The sequence below is a fragment of the Romboutsia sp. BSD2780061687b_171204_C1 genome, assembly GCF_015560225.1.
Classification (GTDB): domain Bacteria; phylum Bacillota; class Clostridia; order Peptostreptococcales; family Peptostreptococcaceae; genus Romboutsia_C; species Romboutsia_C hominis.
In genome coordinates this window covers 619,813-640,253 of sequence record NZ_JADMRK010000001.1, presented here as the reverse complement: position 1 = coordinate 640,253, position 20,441 = coordinate 619,813, and the positions used below count along the sequence as shown (strand labels likewise).

At 25.5% G+C, this 20,441-nt stretch carries 17 protein-coding genes; 4 read left to right on the top strand and 13 right to left on the bottom strand.

All coding sequences use genetic code 11. The features are described from left to right. Positions 1-74: 74 nt before the first annotated feature. The 8 genes from pelG to I2H23_RS03215 form a co-directional block, all read right to left on the bottom strand. A complete protein-coding gene (gene pelG / locus I2H23_RS03250) occupies positions 75-1,529 on the bottom strand; it encodes an exopolysaccharide Pel transporter PelG (protein ID WP_195581049.1) in 1,455 nt (484 codons plus the stop codon). A 2-nt stretch (positions 1,530-1,531) separates the two neighbouring features. Beyond that, positions 1,532-2,938, bottom strand: coding sequence for a GT4 family glycosyltransferase PelF (gene pelF / locus I2H23_RS03245; protein WP_195581048.1), 1,407 nt, complete (start codon positions 2,936-2,938; stop codon positions 1,532-1,534). 1 nt (position 2,939) lies between these two features. Further along, positions 2,940-4,760, bottom strand: coding sequence for a DUF2194 domain-containing protein (locus I2H23_RS03240; RefSeq protein ID WP_195581047.1), 1,821 nt, complete (start codon positions 4,758-4,760; stop codon positions 2,940-2,942). Beyond that, positions 4,753-5,463 carry a hypothetical protein gene (locus tag I2H23_RS03235; protein WP_141664389.1) on the bottom strand — a complete coding sequence of 237 codons (711 nt, stop codon included), beginning with the start codon at positions 5,461-5,463 and terminating at the stop codon, positions 4,753-4,755. Before I2H23_RS03235 ends, I2H23_RS03240 begins: the two co-directional genes overlap by 8 nt. 178 nt (positions 5,464-5,641) lie before the next feature. Next, positions 5,642-7,666 carry an NAD(P)-dependent oxidoreductase gene (locus tag I2H23_RS03230; protein WP_195581046.1) on the bottom strand — a complete coding sequence of 675 codons (2,025 nt, stop codon included), beginning with the start codon at positions 7,664-7,666 and terminating at the stop codon, positions 5,642-5,644. A gap of 178 nt (positions 7,667-7,844) precedes the next feature. Further along, positions 7,845-9,266, bottom strand: coding sequence for an MATE family efflux transporter (locus I2H23_RS03225; protein WP_092926184.1), 1,422 nt, complete (start codon positions 9,264-9,266; stop codon positions 7,845-7,847). 429 nt (positions 9,267-9,695) lie between these two features. Beyond that, entirely contained in the window at positions 9,696-10,244 is a 549-nt protein-coding gene (locus tag I2H23_RS03220; protein WP_092926186.1) for a ferritin family protein, read from the bottom strand. Positions 10,245-10,627: 383 nt separating this feature from the next. Next, entirely contained in the window at positions 10,628-11,863 is a 1,236-nt protein-coding gene (locus tag I2H23_RS03215; protein WP_092926188.1) for a VanW family protein, read from the bottom strand. Positions 11,864-12,458: 595 nt separating this feature from the next. Between I2H23_RS03215 and I2H23_RS03210 the strand changes: the two genes are divergently transcribed. Together I2H23_RS03210 and cax are read left to right on the top strand one after the other, a co-directional pair. Next, positions 12,459-13,109 carry a GNAT family N-acetyltransferase gene (locus tag I2H23_RS03210; protein WP_176698686.1) on the top strand — a complete coding sequence of 217 codons (651 nt, stop codon included), beginning with the start codon at positions 12,459-12,461 and terminating at the stop codon, positions 13,107-13,109. Between the two features lie 222 nt (positions 13,110-13,331). Continuing rightward, positions 13,332-14,378 carry a calcium/proton exchanger gene (cax, locus tag I2H23_RS03205; RefSeq protein WP_092926192.1) on the top strand — a complete coding sequence of 349 codons (1,047 nt, stop codon included), beginning with the start codon at positions 13,332-13,334 and terminating at the stop codon, positions 14,376-14,378. A gap of 69 nt (positions 14,379-14,447) precedes the next feature. Here the strand turns inward: cax and I2H23_RS03200 are convergent, their stop codons facing one another. Beyond that, entirely contained in the window at positions 14,448-15,728 is a 1,281-nt protein-coding gene (locus tag I2H23_RS03200; RefSeq protein ID WP_195581045.1) for a DUF2974 domain-containing protein, read from the bottom strand. Between the two features lie 133 nt (positions 15,729-15,861). Further along, positions 15,862-16,506, bottom strand: a complete 645-nt coding sequence (locus I2H23_RS03195; protein WP_195581044.1) for a hypothetical protein — start codon at positions 16,504-16,506, stop codon at positions 15,862-15,864. 211 nt (positions 16,507-16,717) lie between these two features. Here I2H23_RS03195 and I2H23_RS03190 point away from each other — a divergent pair, with 211 nt between their 5' ends. Continuing rightward, positions 16,718-17,254, top strand: coding sequence for a hypothetical protein (locus I2H23_RS03190; RefSeq protein WP_195581043.1), 537 nt, complete (start codon positions 16,718-16,720; stop codon positions 17,252-17,254). Between the two features lie 235 nt (positions 17,255-17,489). Here the strand turns inward: I2H23_RS03190 and I2H23_RS03185 are convergent, their stop codons facing one another. The 3 genes from I2H23_RS03185 to hcp form a co-directional block, all read right to left on the bottom strand. Further along, positions 17,490-17,678 (bottom strand): ferredoxin, encoded by a 189-nt coding sequence (locus I2H23_RS03185; RefSeq protein WP_092926200.1) that lies wholly within the window; start codon positions 17,676-17,678, stop codon positions 17,490-17,492. Between the two features lie 29 nt (positions 17,679-17,707). After that, positions 17,708-18,001 (bottom strand): cupin domain-containing protein, encoded by a 294-nt coding sequence (locus I2H23_RS03180; RefSeq protein ID WP_166505276.1) that lies wholly within the window; start codon positions 17,999-18,001, stop codon positions 17,708-17,710. Between the two features lie 93 nt (positions 18,002-18,094). Beyond that, on the bottom strand, positions 18,095-19,738 hold the full coding sequence (gene hcp, locus I2H23_RS03175; protein WP_195581042.1) for a hydroxylamine reductase: 1,644 nt from the start codon (positions 19,736-19,738) through the stop codon (positions 18,095-18,097). A 209-nt stretch (positions 19,739-19,947) separates the two neighbouring features. Here hcp and I2H23_RS03170 point away from each other — a divergent pair, with 209 nt between their 5' ends. Further along, a complete protein-coding gene (locus I2H23_RS03170; RefSeq protein ID WP_195581041.1) occupies positions 19,948-20,409 on the top strand; it encodes a staygreen family protein in 462 nt (153 codons plus the stop codon). Positions 20,410-20,441 lie beyond the last annotated feature (32 nt).

Sequence of the window (20,441 nt, the reverse complement as noted above, 5' to 3'; positions counted from 1 at the left end):
TTAGATAATATATATTTATAAAAATAACCTATAAAGTGGATTCTTTATGTTACCCACTTTATAGGTTATTTTATTTATACTACTTTGTTTTTATTGAATAGACCATATATACTACTAAATATGCCCTTTTTCTTTATATTAAACATTGGTTGGTCTGCGAATATATGGTATTCTATCCTATTAAAGAATTTATTTATTTCATTAAAAGCAAATACCATAGATATTATACTTGAAAAGAAAAATCCATATCCATAAAAGTCTTTCCCAATAAATACAGTAATTATTGATAATACTATTGTAGTTATTAAAAATACTGTTGCTATTTTTAAACTTTCACTTCTTGCATCAAAATAAAGTAACATTATAATTAAAAAGTTCATACATATATACGCTAGTGCTCCTAGTGTTAATATTCCAAATATCTCAATAGAGTCACTTAAAAAGCCCATATATGGAAGTAACTTAAACCCTAATACTATACATGCAAAGCTTCCTATAAACTGTACCTCTATCATATGAGTCATATGCATTACTACACAATCTATCAATTCTTTTTTAGCTCTTTTTATTTCATTTATACTGCCAGTGTCTCTTACAAAGTTATAAAACTCTTTATACTTTGGATATATTAAAGTTTCAACTTTTACAGTAAATATTACAACTGCTGGTATAACACTTAAAAAGGCATAAAAACTAGGAACATCATAAAATGAGGCTACTCTAAAAGTATTGTCAACTACTGTGGCACTATCTGTCATCCAAATTATAAGATTATGAGAATATGCACCTAATGCTAAAAATATTCCTATTAAAAATAGTTCAAAATACTTGTCTAAACTCTCCATAAATTTCATGCACCTTGATAATTTTAAACTATCAAATCCAAATGCTCTATAAATTATTCCTATAAACATTATAGATATAAATATATATCCTATTAAAGTAGCTAAAAGTGCTATGTATAACTTAGGCATATTTATAAACTTTATTCCAAATATGGTTCCTAAAGTTATAATTAACATACCTATTACAAACCCTAAAACTATTTTTAAATAATCTTTTACAGCTGATAGATATACCACTTCTATCCATATTATTCCTATTATTATGGTTATCATAACTGTCGCCAACTTTATATATATATCTAAAGTCGAATTTATAAATAATAATGATGTTATTATTAATGCACTTATACTATATATAATTATACTTCCTATTAAAGATTCAAATATATATCCTATCTTTTTTTCATATATGCAATCTGAAACAAATCTTGATATAAACATACTTATACCATTAGATAATATATATGATATAAAAAATGCATATATTATTATAGAGCTAAACAGTTGTATGTTTAAGTAGGTTTCTCCAACTTTTTTTAATATATCTTGCATAATTAAAAATGACAATATTGAGATGATCATTGGACCTATGGTTATTAATGAAGACATAAAATAGGTTCTAGTTTTAGAAAAGTATCCGTCTTTATCTATTATCTTTTTAAGTTCAAATCCAATTCCTGCCATATTTATATTTCTCCATAAATTTTTCTATAATTTTGTATAAATTGATCTTGTGTATAAAAAGTTGATACTCTTTTATATCCATTTTCGCCCATTTCTTTTCTTAAATTATCATCTTTTGCTAGATTTACTATTTCATTTGCCATTTGAGAATAACCCATAACGGGTACTACTACTCCACAGTGTCCTATATTATCATTATTTCCATATAAAAGTTCCCTACATGCTCCTACATCTGTAGTTATATAAGGCTTTTTAGCTGCCATACCTTCAAGTACTGATAGTGGCTGGCCTTCACTTATACTTCCAAGAAGTAACATGTCCATTTTACCTATATACTTTGATATATCTACTCTCCCTGTAAATACTATATTTTTATTTCCTAACGACTGGACTAGGTCTATACATTCTTTGGTATAGTCTTCATCCTCATCCATAGGACCTATAATATATAGCTTCATATTTTTCATTTCTTCATTTGCGTTTACAAAAGCTTGTATTATAGTTTTTACATCCTTTATAGGTACTACCCTTACTATAGCACCTATATATATAATACTTTCATCATCTTTTTTAGTATCTATATTTTTAAATCTATCAAGCTTTACACCATTTGGAACAACTTTTATCTTATTACTATCACACCCTAGTTCTATTTGAAGCTTTTTATTTTTTTCAAATAAACTATAAACCTCATCACTATAAGTATACGCAGCTCTTGATAAATTGTAAAAATACCTTATCCAGTTATCTTTAAAGTAACCTTTAACCCAATCTGCCTTTATTATCTCTTCTTCTCTTTCTCTTGTATATATTCCATGTTCTGTTAATATAAACTTAGAATCTTTGTTGTAGTATTTCCCTAAAGCTCCCACTAATCCTGCATATCCAGTAGATACACTATGATATATATCACATTTTGGTATATCACTTTTTAGAACTTCAAATACAGTCATCATCATAGACCTTATAGTCCAAAAGAAATGGTTAAATATTATATGTGGATAATATTTACTTGCTATATCGCTTACTACATCAAAAAAATCTTCACTCATTAATATATCCACTGTATTTACATTTTTAAGTCTATTTATGCAGTCAAATAAATCTTTCCAGTCAAAGTATTCACCTACTATAAACTTACCTATAACTTCTTTTTCTATATCTGTAAGATTAAATTTTACTTTACTTTTAACCTTTTTATTATCGTCTATATCTAAGTATATATCTTTAATTTCTACAACATTATCTGGTATTTCATACTTATAGGTAAGACCTTCATCATTTTTAGCACTTATTGCATATATTACAAATTCAATTTCTTTCATACTACTAACTAGCATTTGAATCCAGCTTGAAACTCCACCTGTTACATATGGATAGCTTCCTTCTGCGATTAAACATATCCTCATATTATTTACCTCCTGTTGTTATACTAAAATCAGTATTAGTTGAATGTATAAGGTAAATATCTTCATCTATTTTTTTATAACTACATCCTTTAGTTTTTATTATCTCTTTATCACTTCTAAGTATATAATAATCATTCTTTGAAGTATCTTTTGAATATCCTTTTATATTATTTTTTTCATAAGAAAATACACTTTTAGTTTTTAGATAAGTGTCTAAGGATTCTACACCTTGAGATATAGTATCAGCCTCTAACCATCTAAAGTCTTTATAAACTATCTCCATAATTTTTTCAAAGTCCTTTTTAAGTTCTTCCCAGCTCATACCATGATTTCTTTCTGGATCTAATATGTCATCTGGATGTATAAAGTGAGAAAATACTCCATTTATAGTTATGCCATTGTATATCATCCACTTTTCAAATTCTTCAAAATCATAACCTGAACTATATCTAGGAAAATTGTATATTCCATCTTTTCCTTTTGAAAACTCTTGTTCATAAGCTAGTTCATCGTTACTTACTACATATAAAGATGCTATAACATTAATACTTGGTATACCTTTTTTTAAGACTTTTATACCTTCTTCTGTTATAATATTAGATGGTGGTACATATCCCCTTATTATATAGTTTGGGTATATCTCATGTATAAATTTATTTAACGCTCTCTGCGCTTTTAACATTTCATCGTAGCTTTTCCATGGCTTATATCCAAGTTCTTTACCTACTAAGTATTTATTAGTAGTAAGTGGCTGATGATTAAATCCATGTATACCTATTTCTCCGCCAACCTTTAGTAAGTTTCTACCTAAAGTTACTAAATTTTTAGAATATACATCTCCATTAAACTTTTCTATATTATTTGTTACATCTTCGTAATTGTATATTAAAAAACCTGTTGGAACTGCATTATAATTTTCACACATTCTAACAATATCTGGCCACCATATATTAACAAAGAATTTTTCATCATTAACATGATAATATTTATAAATTATATCTGAATTTCCATTAGGCATTGGAGCTGGGAAATCATCTATATCTAAAACCTTAGAGTTTATAATAGGATATATAAACTCATCTCCAGTTCTATAAAGTATACCAGTTAATATACCTCGATTAGACTTTTCACCTAAAAACTGTCCATTTGAAAATATTACTTTACCACTACCTAACTCTTCCTCCCAAAGTAGAGGTATATTATTATCAGCACTTATATGAACCTTAACACCTTTTTTTAACTTAACATCTAAAGAGCTATTTTCTGTATCTTCAGTTCTTTTAAGGCCCTTACCTTTTATAAGTATATTAGATTTAACATACATATTCTCTGCTTCTATTAGCTCATTAATACTTTCTATTCCTAATTCACTTGAATATCTTTTTATATTATCACTAATCAATGGCCTTTGTGCAAATATTAAGTTTCCTCCTGATTTAGCATAATTTATAAGTTCATCTAAGTAACTAAACTCTTGTAATCTTTCAGAATTTATTATAACTGCTTTATATCCCTTTATATCACCATTAAAATTTTTAATATTTTCATTTACTATAGACTTATCCATAGATTTTATAATCTCATTAAAATTTCCTTCAACCTTTTTAGATTCTTCACTCTCATCACTTAGTAGTAAAAACTTTTCAGTGTATTTCTTACTAACACTTTCATATTCTTTTGATGTGTATACTTTTTTGTCTAAGTTTGTGGTTTTTGTATTTTGAATTTTATCAAATATATAGTTATTTTTCATAAGAGATATTAAAAAACCTAAAACTAAAATTATAGATGTAAAAGTTATTATAAATCTTTTTCTAAACACTATTATCACCTTCTATCCAAAATCTTAGTATGTCTAATCCTTCTTTGTCTAATTTAATATCAGATTCTCTTAATGACTTTATAACTTTTTCAAAATTTTTTTTATCATTAAGTGTATAGTAAACTTCTAATAAAAACATATATGGTTTATAACTTTGTACAAATTTTTTCATATACTTATAAGAATATATTATAGCTTTATCATAGTTTTTAATATCTATATATATTTTTATAAGCTCATTTAAGTAATTTTCATCATCTTCTATGTCTCTTATATAGTTTTCTAATGCTAATTTATAGCTATAAGTTAACCTCGTTCTTTCTTTTTTGTCTATTAAATTACTATCTATACATTCTTTGAGCGCTTTTATATACTCTTTGCTCACCTCTTTATTCTTAGAGTTTTTATAATACTCAACTTCCATATCTTGTATAGCAACAGTAAGCTTACTTTTAAGCTGCGTTATAGCCGTTGCTGCATAGTGTGACGTCTCACTATCTTCATCTTTAAGTGCTTTTAATAAAAATTCTAAATATTTATATGAATCTTCTTTTAGCATTTCTATAACTAGATTTCTTTTTATATTATGGTCATTTAAATTTAGTGCATCTTCTATTGGTATTAAATCTTTTTTATTTTTAAGCTCTGCTTCTCTAATAAGCAAACTTATATTTCTATCATACTCATTTTCTTTATCTATCAAATACTGTCCATTGTCACTTTTAATAAAAAATTTAAATAAATAAATAAACAATATATATATAATACCTAAAAAAGGAATAGCTATAATTAGTAAGAAATTGGTGTAAGCATTTTTCACTCTAAAAATTTTCATAAGTAGTAGTATAAATAGACCTATTAAAAAATTAATGACATATATTTTAATCATCTTCATCTACTCCATCTACTATTTTTACTGTTAGATTTTTACCTAGTAATCTATTCTTTACTATACTACTTTCTTCTTTATTAGTATTGTTAAGTATTATGTATACATGATTATTACATACTCCAGCTAAATCAGTACTTCTTATGCACTTAGATATTTCTTTAGATAAAAAGTTAATATCATTTAACATATCAACTTTTAAAAGTGTATAGTCTGATTTCTTCTCTTTCTTAGATATCTCACATACTTTTAAGGCACTTTTTAGATACTCTTTTCTTAAAAAGATAGTTTCGTCTATATATCTTTGCTTTATAGTTGCTTCTTCGTAATTATAAGCTTTTATTATAGATGTCTCAATTAAACTTACTATAACTTTAAATAGATTTTGATAGTATAAATTCATCTTTGAAAACTTAATTTTATCTACCATTATAATACTTATTATTTTATTGTCTTTTACTATTGGTGCTACCATAGAAGGTAACTTTGGATTTAAGTTTTTATTTATATATATTTCTTTATTTAGTAGTTTATCTTTAGCTTCGTATAAATCATTTATTTTGATACTTTTTAGTGGGTTAAAATCCTTATTATTAGATTTTACATTAAGCCTTAAGTAATCATTATTTAAAGTATATATAGATATATTATTATTTTCTAAAAACTCTTCCATAATATCTATAGATGATCTTAATATATATTGAGGCTTTAAACTATCTAGCTCTTTTACATAAGAATATATCTTACCAAAACTATCCTTAGAGCTTATAACTTTTTCTTCTAACTCTCTTTTTTCTTCGTATGTTGAGTTGTATATATCTTCTAAAAATTCATATTTACTATTTTTTTCTTCATTTATTCTTTTTAATTCTTTTATTTGATTGTTCTTAAAGTCACTAGCATATCCTGTATATATTCCTAGCAATACATACATTAACATTTGAACTAAAGATTGACTAAGTACAAATATTGATATAATAGATATTCCCTGTGATAATTGGTTTAATATTAATAATAAACAAGATAATATAGATGCTATTACAGATTGCTTCATTCCATGCATCATACCTATTACAATTATATATATAATTTTTAAGTCTATTATAGTAAATATTGAATTATTCCTAGATAAAAATGATGATATAAAGCATACAATCAAAAACATACCTATGTTTTCTACATAGGGCTTAGTTACTTTTATAAATTCATTTTGTTTTTTATCTTTTTTAATTTCTTTTATTTTTTCAGTACTATTAGATTCGTTTATATACTTATTGTATATAGTTATTATCTCTTTACCTAAACTAAATTTTATATAAAAGTTAGTATCTTCTTTAAATTCCTTAAATCCTTTAGTATTTATTTTTTCTAATGTATAGCTATCTTTATTTTTTATAGTACTTAATACTAAATTATATATGTCTTTATCGCTAGCTAATTCATACCCACAAATATAATACTCTTTATTTTTATTATATTTAGATAATAAATATACAGCCTCTGCCACATCTAAATAGTGAATATATCCATTTTTTAAGCTATTATCATAATTCTTATTTTTATTATCTACTACATCTTTAATTATGTTTAATACTATATCTTCTTTTTCTTTTAAATCTACTTCACCATATACTCTATCTATGTATAAAATAGACATATTTATATCATATAATCTTTTAAATTCTCTAAAAATATTCTCACAAAGTATATGTTCTTTACTTTTATTCTTTAAATTTACCATTATAATTTGAGAGGTTTCATAAGTTTTAGATAACTCTAAAATATTTAACAATATACTACTTTCAATATTATGATTTATATATATAACTTTATCAAAGTGTGTATTTTTAAATATATAATCATATTTATGATTTAATGAATCTAGTTTATAATTTTTATAATATGGTTCTCTTAATTCATCATCACTTAAAATAAACACTTTGTTTCCCTCTTTATAGAATCTATGAGCTATTGATTTTATTAGAGAATCAACCCTCCCCACAATAAGTATTTTCATCTTACACCACCTTTTTATAAATATTACTTTCATCATAATATTTTAGCACTTTTTATTGATTTTTTGTGTAGATTAATCTATTTGTCATATATTTCAATAAAAGATTAAATATTTCAAATTATATATAAAATGAAAAAATTATAATTTTCTTTCTATTAAAAAAAGTAGCTAATATAAGCTACTTTTCATCTTTATCACTTTCTTTTTCTAATGCATATTCTTCTAACTCAGCTTTTAATATATCTTCTCCTTCATCATTTAATATCTTATAACTTCTTAATTCTTTGTATAAGACTATTATAGTAAGTATAGTAGATATTAAATCTGCTAAAGCTTGAGATAACCATACACCATTAAGTCCTAAAAATTGTGGGAGTATTAATATAAATGGTATTAAAAGTATTACTTGTCTAAGTAAACTTAAGAGCATAGCAATTTTAGCCTTACCTATAGACTGTATAAAGTTACTTCCAGTTATTGATATACCAACGATTGGCATCATAAATAGATATATTCTAATTCCTTGTATGGATATTTTCATAAGCTCTTCATCTTTATTGAATAATCCAATAAAAAATTTTGGATACATTTGTATAAAAAATGTACCTATAAACAATATAATTGTTGCTACGCTTAAAGACATTAAATATGCTTTTTTGACTCGATTGTATTTTTTAGCTCCATAGTTGTATCCAATTATAGGTTGTGCACCTTGGTTAAGTCCAAATATAGGCATTAAAAATATCATAGCTATAGAAGAAATTGTTGTCATTGCACCAATAGCTAAGTCTCCGCCATAAGTTCTTAGTGCATTATTAGATATAACTTGAACTAAGCTTGCAGCTAACTGCATAAAAAATGGCGACATACCTATAGCAAATGTGCTAATTACTAAATCTTTTCTTAATATTAAATTATTTTTCCTTATTTTTAAATTAGATTTTTTAGATAAATAATACAAAATAGTAAGTATCGCCGTTACACATTGCGCTATTATAGTAGCTAGAGCCGCTCCTTGTATTCCTAAATTAAAAATAAATATAAATAAATAATCTAAACTTGCATTTAATATGCACCCTAGAATCATTATTCCTGATGATATCCTAGGATTTCCGTCTGCTCTTATAGAATGATATAGTGAAAAAGAAAGTAAGTTAACTACACTTCCTACAAGTATTATATCTATATAAGTTTTTGCATATATTAAAGTATTTTCACTAGCACCAAATAGTATAAGAATATCTTCACTAAATATAATACCTATTATAGTTAATATAATACCTATTATTAAGGATAATGTTACTGCATTTCCTAGCAGTACTTCTGCTTCATATTTTTTCTTTTGACCAAGTTTTATAGATATGTTAGTAGTTGTACCAATACCTATTAACATTCCAAATGCAAGTATTATGGTAGCTATTGGCATAGTTATTCCAAGGCCTGTTATAGCAAGTGGTCCAACTCCAGGAATTTTTCCTATAAACATTCTATCTATTACATTATATAAAGCATTAACAAGCATTCCTATAATTGCTGGTACTGAATACTTAAATAATAAAGAATTGACATGTTTTACTCCTAGTTCAGTTTGTGAATGCATTTAGACTCTCCTTTTATAATTTTCTTTATATTAATATAGATTCTAAATTTTAATATATATTTATAGTTATTGTTCTACTATTTCTTATAAACTATTTGTGACAAGTTTTGTGATACTTAAAAGTTTTTAATCTATATTCCATTATTTATAATATGACTTAAAATTTTTTTAAATAACTTTTGTTTAAATTTTTCATTAAAATTTTATTTCATTTTAATTATGCCTATTTATATCACTTTTATAAATTATACAATTTTTTTATATATAAAAAATTCGCTTCGCTCATGTCTCCAACGACTTTCTCCGTTGCTCAAAATGTCTTTTTTACGCTCTGCAAACACTTAAACCTCAATAGTTATCCACAGTTTTTTAAGTATCATAATTTCCTTGAGCGTAAAAAAGGCTATCTTTTAAAGATAGCCTTACTTACTATTTATTGCTAAAATGTCTTTTTAATAATCCTAAAAATGCTTTACCATGTCTTGCTTCATCCTTACACATTTCATGAACTGTATCATGTATTGCATCTAAGCCTAATTGCTTTGCTTTTTTTGCGAGTTTTAATTTTCCATCTGTTGCACCATATTCAGCCTCAACCCTTGCTTCTAGGTTAGACTTAGTATCTGCAACAACAACTTCTCCTAAAAGTTCAGCAAATTTTGCTGCATGTTCAGCTTCTTCATAAGCTATTCTTAAATAAGCTTCTGCAATTTCCGGATATCCCTCTCTATCTGCTTGACGGCTCATTGCTATATACATTCCAACTTCAGTACATTCTCCAACAAAATTAGCTCTAAGCCCCTCTAGTATTTCTTCATCTATCCCCTTAGCTATACCTATTCTATGTTCATCAGCCCATATTAATTTACTATTCATTTCTTCAAACTTTTCACTTCCTACATTGCATACTGGACAAGATATAGGCAAGTTTTCACCTTCATAAACATAACCACAAACTGTGCATACAAATTTTCTCATAACAACAATACCTCCAAAATTTTTAATTTATCTTAATTTTTAGTTAATTTTAATTATTGCATTTTTTATATATTTGTATTTTTTATATACCCTTGCTTTTTATTATATAAACAGAATATATCATTAAAATTTTATCTTTTATAATATTTAGAAATATAGTTATATTTCTAAATATTATAAAAGAAACGCAACATTATCACTATAATTAGTTTTCTTACTATATTATACATTTTTTTTCCATTTTATAAGTAAAATTACAATATTTAGAAATATTTTTTATTTTTTAATTTTAAATAAATTAACCGTATATTTTTTTGTATACTTAATTAAATTTTAAGATGAAAAAAAATTTTAATTTCATGCAAAAAACCAGTAAAAAATAATTACTGGTTTTTTATTTTATATATGCTTTTAGCTACTAATTCTTCTCGTTCTTTTTGATTGTTATTATCTAAATATACTCTATAAGTATTTACATATATTTTTTCTTCTTCATGTTTTTCATCAGTCCTTATATATAACTTCTCTCTATCTTTATCACATCCATATATTTTAGTTGTTATAGCTCCATTTTTTATTATATTTTTTATATAAACTGGATGACTATATGGATTTTTAAACTTAAAATCTATATAACCGTAGGATACTGCTGCATCTTTTCCTCTAGGTGCATATCTAGATGGATAAGTATGATTGTGTACTTCTACTATTTCCATATTAGATATAAGAGCTGCATTATATATTGTAGTTGAAACTTGACAAACTCCTCCACCTTCTCCGTTTACATATTTACCTCCTACTATAACTTTTGCACTTTTATATCCATTAGACCAAGTTCTAGGTCCTGTAGCTGAATTATATGAAAAAGTTTCATTTGGCATTATAACTATATCACTTGTACTCTTTCCTGCTATATATATATTGTTTCCTCTTGAACTTTTATCATTAAAGCTAGTACTATATTGGCCTAATATAGCATTAATACTTTTTACATCTGATGTATTAATTTTGGGCTTTATTACTTTAACAGGAAGATATATATCTTTTATTTCTTTTTCTTTTATCATTTCATATATTTTTTCTTTTAACTTAGAAACATCTACTTCTAACCCATCTTTTGACTCAGTTGTTTTTATTTGTGAACTTTCACTTATACTTACAGTAGCATCTATCTCACTTTTATCTATTTCTTCTTTTATAGATTCTATTATTTCACTAAGCTTAGCTTCATCATATGATGCTTTTAGCTTTATTTTATGTTGTTTTTTTATAGCTAAATCAAATATTCTTCTTAGATTTAATAAATTATCCTCAGTTCTTGTATAATCTTTTGCTAATTTTACTGCTTTATCTACATTATAATTTAATTTTATTATATCTTTATTTATTACCCATGTTTTTTGATTGTATCTTATATTTATATTTTTAGGATGATAATATTTATTTATTTTATCTTCTGCTTGCCTTGTAGTTAAGTCTTCTACATTAATATCTTCTATATATATATTTTTAAATATTTTAGGATCTTTTATAATTTCATTTTTTTTCATACCTAAATTAAAAAGTGATATTATAACTAGTATAAGTACAATAGTTATTTTGTTTATTTTAGTAGTCATATTTTTCTCCTTAATTTGTTGTCTTTATTATTTTCTCCTCTTAAATATTTTATATTCCTATATATAGCAATGATTTCAAATTGATTCAACTTTAATTTCAATTTTGAAATTTGAATTATTATGGTATTTTTGAAATTTCATTTAATATTTAAATTTTTTTATAAAAAAATATAATTTTTAATATACTTTTTTAAGTATTATGTTATAATAAATTATCAATGAATATTAAATTGAAATCCATCTAATAATATTTGTATTTTTAAAATAAGAAAAGAGGTAAGCTTAGCCTCGTATGTAGAGAAATCTGCATATGGTACAACCTGAATTGCAGGTAATTCCTAAAGCCTAAGTGCCACAACGTAAAAGCGAATAGCTTTAAGCGTGAAGGAACGAAAGTAGAAAGAAGTCTTAGGATGGTATATGGTTAAACCCTAAGTACCAAAACAATGGATGTTCTTGCAGGGAAGTCCCGAATAGGGAAACCTTCAACGACTAGAGATTTATCTCGTACACTATAAGCGATTGATAGTGGAAGTAGGTTGCCCCTAACGAGTAATGTCGAGGGTGAAGAAATAGTCTGCTCTCATATGAAAGTATGAGAAGTTTTTTAAGAAACTGCATAAGCCTAGCGAACTTGTGTGAACAAATGGTGTCTATTATGATAAAAAGAGTAAAGTTATCTAAATTTAATGGAGAACTATGTGAAAACTTATATGCTGATGTATGTTATATAACAGCAACTAACTTTAATGATGTTACTAATTTATACAATAGGGTGAGTGATGCTCTAGATAATAAAAATTGGTTAAAGTCTCGTGATGAGCTTTATTTGATGGATGTTTTAGATAAAGGTGGATTTATAATTGGTTGTTATGTTGAAGAAACTTTAGTTGCTTCAGCTCTTTGTGAAGCTCCTAGTGGAGATTATTTAGATTATCTTTACGAGCTAGGGCTAGATGATTTAGATATTAATTCTAGCTATGTATCTGGATATGTGATGGTAGACCCTGTTTATCGAGGAAATGCTCTTCACAGAACACTTATGGAAACTAGAATAGAAGAATCTTTACTTAGAGGTAAAGACTTTATAATAACTGCTATAGCTACAGAAAATATTTTTAGCTTAAATACAGTTTTAAAACTTGGATTTGAAATACAATTTGAGAGAGAAAATGAATACGGTATAAAAAGAAATATACTTACAAAAAGATTAGTAGAACTTTCTGAAGAAGAATTTACTGCATAGTACTATTTTATGTACTTATCTTGAAGGCATCTTTATGCAACCTAGTTATAACACTTGGCTATATAAAGATGCCTTTTATTTATCTTAATTTAAAAATTATTTGAGTATTTTAAGTGATAAATGTATATCCTAACTTTATAACTTTTTATTTATGTATATTTAGGTAATAAATGGTATAATAGTTATAATTCTAATCATTTTCAAATATATATGGAGGTATATATGAATATTTTAAAATACTTATTAATTTTCATACCTATAAGCTTTGTAGGTGAATTTATGCATTTCCCACCTACTCTTATGTTTATTTTGGCTGCTTTATCGATAATACCACTTGCTGGTCTTATGGGTGAAGCAACTGAAGAAATTTCTTTTTATACAGGTCCTAAAATAGGAGGTTTTTTAAATGCGACCTTTGGAAATGCAACAGAACTTATAATTTCATTCTTTGCTTTAAAAGCTGGCTTATTTGATGTTGTAAAATCTTCTATTGCTGGCTCAGTTATAGGAAATATATTATTAGTTTTAGGAGCTAGCATGCTATTTGGTGGTATAAAGCATAAAAATCAAACCTTTAATAAAAAGGTTGTAGAAGTATCATCTAGTATGCTTTTATTTGCAGTTATAGGACTTTGTATTCCTGCTGTTTTTACACATACTATTGATCCTTCCCTTTTAAATACTAAATATGAAGGTCTTAGCGTGGTAGTTGCAATAATTATGTTTACTATATATATATTAAGTTTAGTTTTCTCATTCTTTACTCATAAAGATATATATTCTATAAACCATAGTGATGATGAAGGTAGCGCTAAATGGACATTAAAAAAATCTATTATAGTGCTTGCTCTAGCTACTATATTTATAGCTATTGAAAGTGAATTTTTAGTTAGTGGTATAGATTCTTTAACTAAAACTCTTGGACTTAGTGAATTCTTTGTTGGTATAATTCTTATACCTATTATAGGAAATGCAGCAGAACATTCTACAGCTATTGTTATGGCTATGAAAGATAAAATGGATGTATCAGTTGAAATTGCAATTGGCTCAAGTTTACAAATAATATTATTTGTTGCTCCAGTTTTAATATTTTTAAGCTTACTATTTACTCCTATGAGCATAGTATTTAACCCTTTTGAATTAGTGTCTCTTATTTTTGCAGTTCTTATTGTTAATAGAGTTGCTAGCGATGGAGAAAGCAATTGGCTAGAAGGGGTCCAATTACTTTCTGTGTACTTTATAATAGCAGCAGGCTTTTTCATATTATAAAGTAGTATGATTGTATTAAAATATAAAAGCACCTAAGTAAGTTTTTAGCTACATAGGTGCTTTTATATTTTAATTTATTTCTATTGATTTTTTTAAGTCAATATCATTTTCAAAATTTTCAATTCTATGAGCATTGGAGAAATCTTTTTCATTTTTTATAATTTCTTTATTTTTATATCCATAATCTTTTTTATTATATTTACCTAAATATCCTCCATTTATTATTGTATATAAAGGGTCTCCTTTGACTATATAGTTTTCTATAAATTTATCATAATTTATAAAAAAATCACTACTTCTCCATTTTTTATCATTAATATCTATAAATCCATCTGATTCTATTGATTTATCAAAAAACTCAATTAATTCTTTTTTATCTTTAATTTTTTCATCTGTTTCTGAGAGTATATCTACATAAGCTGATATATAATATCCTACTAAGCTTTTTTTGAGTATTAAGGGTCCATATTCACCTTTTATATGGTTAGGGTTCATATTATTAGCAGCATTAAAAGTTATTCCTTTTATATTTTTATAACCATTGTTGTAAAGTTCATATATAGCGTATTGAGTTAAAAGGCCTCCTAGTGAATGACCTGTTATATATATTTTATCTTCTTTATTTATAAGTGGAGTAAGAAATTCTATACAAGCATTTCTTTGAGGATGAGGCATAAATTGCGTTAAAAAATTACCTAGCCAATCCTTATAATCTTTACTAGCTTGATAAGCTATTATCAAAGCATCTCCATTTTTTAAAGCTATCGCAGAAAATCCTTTAGTATGTCCTGTAGTTCTTATTATAGTAAAATCACTTAAAAGATTATAATTTTTCCCAAATACTTCTTTTACTGTTTTTCCTACTTTCATTTTCTCTATACCTTCATAACTTAACTTACAACTTTCAAGTAACATCTCACCATTTACTTTTACATTTTTATTTCTAAATCGCGGAGTTATAAATTTATCATTTAATTTTGGATTAGTTTTATATTTTAATTCATATCCATTGCTTTTACCATCATCATCAAAATCTTCATCTTTATCTTCTATCCCATTATTATCACTATCTTTTTTATTTGGATTAAGATTTAATTCAATTTCAATCTTATCATTTAATCCATCTTCATCACTATCTTTTTTATATTTATTACTCCCTATTATTTCTTCAAGTGCATCTGTTATTCCATCATTATCACTGTCAATTCTCCATAAAATATTGTCTTCATCTAATAAATTTTCTAGCATTTCTTTATTATTTTTGTTTGTTTTTAATTGCCCATTGCTGTAAACTACAGTGCTAATAATAAAAAATAAAATTAAAGTTGCACAAAATATTCTTTTTATCATAGTTTATCACCTATTTTTTATATAATATTATTTTGTTAATATTTTATGCTATTTGTAATTTTTTATATAATAACATTTCCTTACATGTAAAAAGTAGCTGAAAAATCAAAAAATTCTTCAACTACTTTTTAATTTATAGCTTTATAATTTTATTATCACTAATACTTCCACTAACTTTACTTTCATAAGCATATCTAATACCTAGATTTTCAACAAATGACTTTATCCATAATTCTCTAAGATTATATAGATATTCTAAATCTCCTTTACCTAGTTCATAATTAGATTTGTGTATATCTTTATTTTCTTGATATTTTATATATTCTTCATTTTTTTCTATTACAGAGCTTGCTTTATCACAAGGCATACCAGCTAATATATAATTATTTAAAGAAACATATACATTTTCTGGTGTATCTATTTTATTAGATTCATTTTTTGCACATTCTATAGCTTGTTGAGTATATGCATTTTTTGTAAGTTCTACACTATCTTCTCCATATATCTCTTTATATTTAGTCACTATATATGCAGTTCTACTTTCAACTTCTTTTATTCTTTCTTGTAACCACCCATGTATATTATCTACATCTATTAATTCTTCTAATGGCTTATTTACTAAATATTTTCCATATAAAGTAACTGCTTCTTCTTGTATTTTTAATGCATCTTTTTGATATCTATCTGCGTGTAATCTTACTATATGTTCTTCTAAATCTTGACTTAATTTTACTTTATTAAATAACCAAGTGTGTATTGGTGCTAAAAATCTACTCATATTTTGTCTCCTTTATTAATTAAGATATTGTTTTTAAGTTTTATTTAACTTTATTTAGTAATCTGTTCATTAATTTTAAAATTAATACTATCAATTTATGTATTTATTATATTGCATTATATACCACCCAATCCGTAACATAAGTTACTGTTTTTTCTATTTTTTAAGAGTATCATATTAAATATACTAAATATCAAAAGGAGTAATAAAAATGCAAGATAAAAATAAAACATTAGAAAAACAATTATGTAATTTTACTATAGAGTATACTTCTATTAGATTAAAAGAGCTTGTACAAAAAGCTAAAGAAAATGAAGTGGATTTTAACGACAATCTATTAAAAGATCTAACAGAAATAAAATTCTCTTATAATTTTTTCAATGAGGTTGAAGAGCTTGAATTAGATTTTCCTCTTCATAATAAGGTAGAAAATCTTTTAAATGCTCTAAAAACAATAAAAGAATTAAATAACCTTACTGATAAAGAATGTTACTTAGGTCAAATTTATAATACATATTCTAATTATTGCGATAAGTGCAAAAATGTAGATGATTATTTAAAAAGAGATGAACTAAAAAAATATCTATTAACTAATATTTTAAGTTTCAATGATATAGATCCTTCATCTATTGTAAATAGTAAAATTGAGTCAGTAATTGATTTATGGATTTCAACATTAAGTGATTTTAATTGCAAAAATGAAAATGGAGTTTCTTCAAAATTTCAAGAACAATTAGGTAAACTTTAGGTAGTATGTATATTTTTTTATTTACAATTATAATTTTATTTGTAAATAGTAAAATTTACATAACTAAAAAAGAGATTAAAGTTAAATATAGTATCATAGATATAGGATATTAAGTGTATTATATACTTGTCCTATATCTTTTTTATATAATATAATACAAAATTAAAAAATCCAATAGTTTGTCTATTGGATTTTTTAGTATTACCATATATGTATAATAAATTAAATATAATATTTATTCAATGGTTATTGCACCTACAGGGCAATTTTCCATTGCATCATTAGCTGATTCTATTTCATTTTCAGGGATATCAGTTGTTACTGGTACAGATTTTCCTTCATCATCCATGCTAAATACATCTGGACATATACCTACACAACCTTCACATCCTATACATGTATCTCTATCTACAAATGCTTTCATTTTATATCTCCTATTATATATTCTAGCTTTTAAAATATTATTGTAACAAGAATTGAACTAAGCTCTTTTGCTATTACATTATGTTCTACCCTTGCATCAAATGGTAAAAAGTCTCCTGGATTTAAAACGAATTTTTCTCCTGTCTTAAATTCAATATCAACACTTCCACTTATAACTTGAACAGTAGCATATCCATTATGAGTATGGTTTGGTAAACCTTTACCTTCCTCAAATTTAAAAAGTATATTTTTGAATTTTTCGTTTTGAACTAATATTTCTCTATTTGTTTCTATATTATTTAAGTTTGTAGCAATTAGTTTCATTTTATCCATCTCCTTTTTTATAGGAAACTTTTTGTATTAAGTAATATTAATTATATAAGTAGTAACTTATATAATTAATATTACTTTTATAACCTATTTTTCTCCTAAGAACATTTTTAAATCATCTTCAACATTAGTTATTCCACCTATACCAAAGTTTTCAACTAAAACTTTAGCTACATTTGGTGATAAGAATGCTGGTAATGTTGGTCCTAAGTGTATATTTTTAACTCCTAAGTATAATAATGATAATAATACTATTACAGCTTTTTGTTCATACCAAGCTATATTAAATGATATTGGTAAATCATTTATATCTTCTAATTCAAATACTTCTTTAAGTTTTAATGCAATAAGTGCTAATGAGTAAGAGTCATTACATTGTCCTGCATCTAATACTCTTGGTATTCCATTTATATCACCTAATGGTAACTTATTGTATTTATATTTAGCACATCCTGCTGTTAATATAACAGTATCTTGTGGTATAGCTTTTGCAAATTCTGTGTAGTAGTTTCTTGACTTAGCTCTTCCGTCACATCCACCCATTACAAAGAATCTCTTTATAGCTCCAGTTTTTATAGCATCTACTATTTTATCTGCAAGTGCAAATACTTGATTATGAGCAAATCCACCTACTATTTCTCCAGTTTCTATTTCAACTGGTGCTTGACATTTTTTAGCATGTTCTATTATTTGTGAGAAGTCTTTATCATCTTCTGAATTTCCTTTTATATGAGTACATCCAGCAAATCCTGCTGCTCCAGTAGTGTATACTCTATCTTTGTAACTATCCTTTGGAGGAACTATACAGTTTGTAGTCATTAATATTGGACCATTGAAGCTTTCAAATTCTTCTTTTTGCTTCCACCAAGCATTTCCATAGTTACCTACAAAGTGTGAATACTTTTTAAATGCTGGGTAATAATGAGCTGGTAACATTTCTGAGTGAGTATATACATCTACTCCTGTTCCTTCTGTTTGCTTAAGTAATAATTCTAAGTCTTTTAAATCATGTCCTGATATTAATATACCTGGATTATTTCTAACACCTATATTAACTTTAGTTATTTCTGGATGTCCATAAGTTCCAGTATTTGCACTATCAAGTAAAGCCATTGCATCTACCCCAACCTTACCTGTTTCTAGTGTTAATGCAACTAAATCATCTGCTGTTAAAGTGTTATCTAAAGTCTTAGCTAATGTACTTTGCATAAATGTATTTACTTCTTCACTATCATAACCTAGTGCATTAGCATGTTTCATATATGCAGACATTCCTTTTAATCCATATATTATAAGCTCTCTTAAACTTCTTATATCTTCATTTTCAGTAGCTAATACTCCTACTTTACTTGATTTTTCATCCATTTCTTCTTTAGTTGATGCATTCCATAAAGCTGCTTCTGATAAGTTTTCTTTATTTTCTAATGTAGCTAATAATTCTTCTTTAGTTGATAAAGTTTTTGCAACTCTTTCATAGAATACTAAATCATCAAAGTTAGCATTAGTTATTGTTGTAAATAAGTTTATAGTTACTAAATTATTAACTTCATCTGCTACTTTTTTTCCTTCATTTCTAAGTCTAGTTGTAACCTCTGATAATCCTTTAGTTACATATATTAATAAATCTTGCATTCTTGCTAGATCTGGTGATTTTCCACATACCCCAAATTTTGTACATCCTGTACATCCTGCTGTTTCTTGACATTGGAAACAGAACATTTTATTTTCCATAATTATTCCTCCATCACTGTTGTGTTTTCTTATCTTTAGGATACTCCTTATTGGTTATTTTTTCTGTAACGTATGTTACATTTTATAAAAATTTATAAGATTTTTTATTAATATAAATCATGATTGGTTATATCTATCACAAAAGTTGTCTTAAAAAATATAATATAGTACAACTAAATTAGGATGTGATAATATTGAGAAATTTAAATTTGTCTAAGGTTAATGTAGTTATAGAACCACCATATACAGCTACGTCACCTATTAGATTTAGAAGGTATAATATACTTCACCTAGATAATCCAAGAGAAGTTAATTTATCTATTTCACCATACTTTTATAATCTAGATTTATATACTACTAGTACGAACTTAATATATAGTCAATGGTATTTTATATATGGTGATAGGTATCAAATAACTTTTGCAGTATTTGTTGGTGATTATCCTTATGATGTGGCTAAATATCGATATGAAAAGTTTTTAGAGCTTCTTCCTATGTCTATAAGTGCTGTAGCTAATGGAGATAAAGGTCTTCTAGAAGCTAATCCTAGCTTATATGAAGCTCCTGTATATGTTAGATTCATCTCCTCCTACCCTCAATTTAATAAAATAGTTCCTTATAAATTTATTAAAGACTATATTGATGATAAAGTAGATGTATCTGTTAAATAAAAATAATTTTTTAATTTATTGGTATTTATAAA

Coding starts and splice junctions, on each gene's coding strand:
- pelG (WP_195581049.1), bottom strand. CDS start 1,529: ATGGCAGGAATTGGATTTGAACTTAAAAAGATAATAGATAAAGACGGA.
- pelF (WP_195581048.1), bottom strand. CDS start 2,938: ATGAGGATATGTTTAATCGCAGAAGGAAGCTATCCATATGTAACAGGT.
- I2H23_RS03230 (WP_195581046.1), bottom strand. CDS start 7,666: ATGAAAATACTTATTGTGGGGAGGGTTGATTCTCTAATAAAATCAATA.
- I2H23_RS03225 (WP_092926184.1), bottom strand. CDS start 9,266: ATGCATTCACAAACTGAACTAGGAGTAAAACATGTCAATTCTTTATTA.
- I2H23_RS03220 (WP_092926186.1), bottom strand. CDS start 10,244: ATGAGAAAATTTGTATGCACAGTTTGTGGTTATGTTTATGAAGGTGAA.
- I2H23_RS03215 (WP_092926188.1), bottom strand. CDS start 11,863: ATGACTACTAAAATAAACAAAATAACTATTGTACTTATACTAGTTATA.
- I2H23_RS03210 (WP_176698686.1), top strand. CDS start 12,459: ATGAGAAGTTTTTTAAGAAACTGCATAAGCCTAGCGAACTTGTGTGAA.
- cax (WP_092926192.1), top strand. CDS start 13,332: ATGAATATTTTAAAATACTTATTAATTTTCATACCTATAAGCTTTGTA.
- I2H23_RS03200 (WP_195581045.1), bottom strand. CDS start 15,728: ATGATAAAAAGAATATTTTGTGCAACTTTAATTTTATTTTTTATTATT.
- I2H23_RS03195 (WP_195581044.1), bottom strand. CDS start 16,506: ATGAGTAGATTTTTAGCACCAATACACACTTGGTTATTTAATAAAGTA.
- I2H23_RS03190 (WP_195581043.1), top strand. CDS start 16,718: ATGCAAGATAAAAATAAAACATTAGAAAAACAATTATGTAATTTTACT.
- I2H23_RS03185 (WP_092926200.1), bottom strand. CDS start 17,678: ATGAAAGCATTTGTAGATAGAGATACATGTATAGGATGTGAAGGTTGT.
- I2H23_RS03180 (WP_166505276.1), bottom strand. CDS start 18,001: ATGAAACTAATTGCTACAAACTTAAATAATATAGAAACAAATAGAGAA.
- hcp (WP_195581042.1), bottom strand. CDS start 19,738: ATGGAAAATAAAATGTTCTGTTTCCAATGTCAAGAAACAGCAGGATGT.